The sequence below is a fragment of the Mycobacterium sp. genome (genome assembly GCF_032162105.1).
Classification (GTDB): domain Bacteria; phylum Actinomycetota; class Actinomycetes; order Mycobacteriales; family Mycobacteriaceae; genus Mycobacterium.
The window spans coordinates 1-3,754 of record NZ_JAVRPS010000622.1 but is presented as its reverse complement, the minus strand read 5'-3'; the positions used below and the strand labels follow the sequence as shown (position 1 = coordinate 3,754).

At 64.9% G+C, this 3,754-nt stretch carries 3 protein-coding genes and 1 pseudogene; 3 read left to right on the top strand and 1 reads right to left on the bottom strand.

Annotation, left to right across the window (positions count from 1 at the left end):
- Together QOC69_RS31655 and QOC69_RS31650 are read left to right on the top strand one after the other, a co-directional pair.
- Nucleotides 1-351 (top strand): annotated as a pseudogene (locus QOC69_RS31655) (NAD(P)/FAD-dependent oxidoreductase); the annotation flags it as partial.
- A gap of 78 nt (nt 352-429) precedes the next feature.
- Nucleotides 430-1,776, top strand: a complete 1,347-nt coding sequence (locus QOC69_RS31650; RefSeq protein ID WP_526446455.1) for a hypothetical protein — start codon at nt 430-432, stop codon at nt 1,774-1,776.
- A 22-nt stretch (nt 1,777-1,798) separates the two neighbouring features.
- Here QOC69_RS31650 and QOC69_RS31645 read toward each other — a convergent pair whose 3' ends face one another.
- A complete protein-coding gene (locus tag QOC69_RS31645; RefSeq protein WP_526446454.1) occupies nt 1,799-2,947 on the bottom strand; it encodes an LLM class flavin-dependent oxidoreductase in 1,149 nt (382 codons plus the stop codon).
- A gap of 243 nt (nt 2,948-3,190) precedes the next feature.
- On the opposite strand from QOC69_RS31645, the gene QOC69_RS31640 reads away from it, so the two are divergent.
- Nucleotides 3,191-3,754 (top strand): alpha/beta hydrolase (locus QOC69_RS31640; protein WP_526446456.1); only part of this gene is annotated, 564 nt, incomplete at its 3' end.

Below are 3,754 nucleotides of genomic sequence, written 5' to 3'. Positions count from 1 at the left end.
TCGGTGCCCTACTTCCCGAACTTCTTGACAATGGCAAGCCCCTACGCGTGGGTCGGTCTGTCGTGGTTCAACACGGTGGGATACCAGATGCGGCACATGGATCGGCTGTTCGGTGAACTGCAGCGGCGCGGTGGCCGAACCTTCGAGGTTACTGAAGCAGCCAACGCCCGTTTTCTCGATCGGATGACGGAACTGCTCGACGATTCGGTGTTCCGCCTGGGAAGCTGCGCAACCTCACGGTCATACTGGTTCAACCACAGCGGGGACGCGCCGCTCTTCCGGCCGACGTCGGTGCACGACGCCGTCAAGCAGCAAGACCGATTCCCGTTGAGCGACTACGCGATAGCATGACACCCTCGCGCGCCCAGACCGACGGAGCTCCAGCCCCAGATGGGAAGGGGTACATACATAACCGAGTGAGGTCCTCACATGCATGCAGGTGTACGTCGATACGTCGTAGCGAGCGCGGCACTGTTGAGTGCCAGCGTCATAGCCGTCGCGCCGGTAGAGCCACAGCGGCCTGACTTTCCCGTCGCCAGCCCAGCAGTACGGCTGGCCGCCGACTCCATCGCCAATGTCCCGCTGAATCTGTTGCAGGCGATACTCAGCGTGCCTGCCAATGAGGTCAAGGCCTTGCACGGGCTCGCGGACTCCTTGGTGGCCAGCGGGAACTGGTTCGTGCTCACCCCGACCAACGTCTTCGGCTGGGACACCGCGAACCCGGAGATGTTGAAGCAGCTGGTCAACGTGCTGCTGCCCTTCCCGGCGATATCGGTGCCCCTTGGCGACGCACTCAACGTCATCGCCGAGGCCGAGCTCCCGATGAACGCGAATTGCACGCTCGAATGCCCCGATGTGTACCCATTGCTCAAGGGCTTCTTTCAAGTGCCACTGACGCAATTGATCTCGGGCTACACGTTTCCCACCGTCATCAACCCCGTCGGCGGGTACGAGGAGGAATGGTCCGGCGAAACGGTGCACGTGGATCCGCTGGCGCCGATACGTGGTCTGCTCAATGGTTTGGTGGCACCGCCAACCGGGATCGCAACGGTCACCCCCGCGGATGTGCTCAGTGTCGTGCCCGCCTTGGTCAACGCCGTCATCACCATCTGGAATCCCTTTGTCCCAGACAGTTTCGTGCTCGAAAACATTCCCTTCCTCGGACTGGATACGGTGATCCCTAGCTTCTTCAGGGGTTTGCTCAAGGACCTCTGCCCCAGCTGTGCGGCGGCTGCGCAGACCTCGAGCGTGTCTTCCGCCGCAGTGGCGGGTGATGTCGAACTGAACTACGACACCGTTGCCCGGCAGGTCGTCACGGAACAACCGGTGGCGTCGACCGGGACCGAGCACGACGGTCAGGCGGAGGCGATCACCGGTTCGCACGTCGTGCGTGCCGACGCAACGCACGACGCTCAGGCTGGCGTCGCCATCGAGTCCGACGCCGCCCAGTCCGCGGCTGAGGGCACGGACACGGGCGCGCAGACGGCGGCGTTAACTCCTGACGAGAGCCAAACGGCGCGTACGTCAAGCACATCGGTCGAGGTGCCCACCGCGCCGAGCACCACGCCGAACGGTGTGGCCAAGGATGACAACGCCACTGACGGCAACAAGGCGGACCCGAGCCAGGCCGCCGGCGAACGCGCCATCGCCCACGACCGCCCGGCTGGTGTGGTGGGCTCCCCGCGTGACCAAGACGGCTCCACCGTCTCGAAGGTTACCGAGCCGCCGAAGGCCACCGAGAAGACCGGCAGCGCCGGCCACGACGGCAGCGAGTAGCGCCCGGGGGCGCGCCACTAGCTCACAGTTTCTTGAGTCCGCGAAGGGTCTTGAGGAGTGGCAGGCTTGCGGAGAGACCTTTGCGCAGACTTGGATTGAGTTGGCTGCCGTTGATGACGAGAAGGTATCGCAGGCCGTGATCGCGCCATTCCGCTACCTGGTCGAGCACGTCCTCGGGCGTCCCAGTGAACGTAAGTTCGCGCATCAGTGACGCCGGGACCTTCGCCGCATACGACAAGGCCGTCTGCTCGTCGATGAGCTGCGGAACCAGATCGTGCACGCCGGAGAAATCGGTCCCCAGCGGATGCTGAACACCGTGACGCGCCCACGTTTCCGCAGGCGCGGCGAGCGCGGACACCTTCACGAGGACGGAGTCCAGCGCCTCGTCGACGTCGTCGCGATGCCGACCGGTCACGACGGTGCGCACTACCGCAGGAACGATCGAGCTCGGACCACGACCGGCGTCGGACGCCGCCGTGCGCACCGTCTCGAGTGCACGCGCGTAGTCCGTGGGCCGAGAGAGCACGAAGGGAACCCAGGCGTCGGCGTAGCGTCCCGCGATCCGCAGCATCCGCGGCCCGTGGGCGGCGATCCAGATTTCGGGCCACTTCCCACGGTAGGGCGGAAGATCGAAGACGGCGTCACGCAACGGAAAGTACGGCGATTCACGGGACACAGGCGCCCCGGACGAATCCCACAACGCTCGAATCGTGGCGATGCCTTCTTCGAACCGCGCCACTGGTTTGGACCACTGGGCTCCGTAGGGCTCGTTGCCCTCGCGTTCCCCGGCACCGATGCCGAGGATCGCACGGCCCCGGGTGAGCAGATGCAGCGTCGCGGCCGCCTGCGCCGTGACCGCCGGGGTGCGGCGACTGGCATCGGTGACGCACACGCCAAGTCGAAGCCGGCGAACCCGGCTCCTCGCGGCGAGGTGTCCAAGCATCGTCCACGGTTCAAGGATGGCGTCGACCTTGGGCACCACCTTCACCCCAACGCCCAGATGCTCACGTGTTGCAAGCGAGCGCGGTATCAACGAGTTCAGGTGGTCGCCAACCCAAAACGAGTCGGCACCCGCCGCGGCGGCAGTCAGGTAACTTGCCCGGGGGAGCATGCTCGCCGACAACCGTGAGTTGACCAGCCCATCGAGGATGCCGAAACGAAATCCGTCCATGCTCACCGCTCCCATTCGCGTCGATGATCGCCGTCATGTCGACACCAGCCACCACATCTTCACGGTGGACCGGCTAGCGCGGGCGAGTCGTCGGCAGACGACGGACAGCCCCGGGTGATACGTTGCCATTGCTCAAGGAAACCCTACCCAGAAGGGCTCTGAAAGTTGCCAGAGCAGAGGAAGAGCCGGCCTCCGGCTGACGACTCCCTGCGTGTCGGCACCAACATCCGGTCGCAGGGCGACATGCTCGAGGTAATCGACAAGGGGTCTGGCGGCGAATGCCACCCCGTCCCTCTGCTCTTCGTCCACGGAGCCTGGCACGCAGCGTGGTGCTGGGATGAGCACTTTCTCGACTTCTTCGCAGCCAAGGGTTATCGCGCGCTGGCCCTGAGCCTGCGCGGCCACGGAAGCAGCCCGACTGCGAAGCCGCTGCGCACCTGTTCGGTCGCCGACTACGTCGAGGACGTCACCCTGGTTGCCGACGGCCTGCCACGACCACCAGTGGTCATCGGACACTCCATGGGCGGCCTCATCGTCCAGAAGTATCTGGAGTCGCGCGACGCTCCTGTCGGCGTTCTGATCGCGTCCACTCCTCCGCGGGGTTTTCTCGGCTCCGGCCTGCGGTGGATCAAGCGGCACCCATGGCAATTCACGAAGATCTCGATCACGGGTAAGTCATTGGCTTATGTCAGCACCCCTCAGATGGCAAGGGAGAGGTTCTTCTGCGCGCACACACCGGAGTCCGACGTCGTGGACTGCGCGACTCGGCTCCAAGAAGAGAGCGCCCGCTCCGGCGTCGACGGTCTG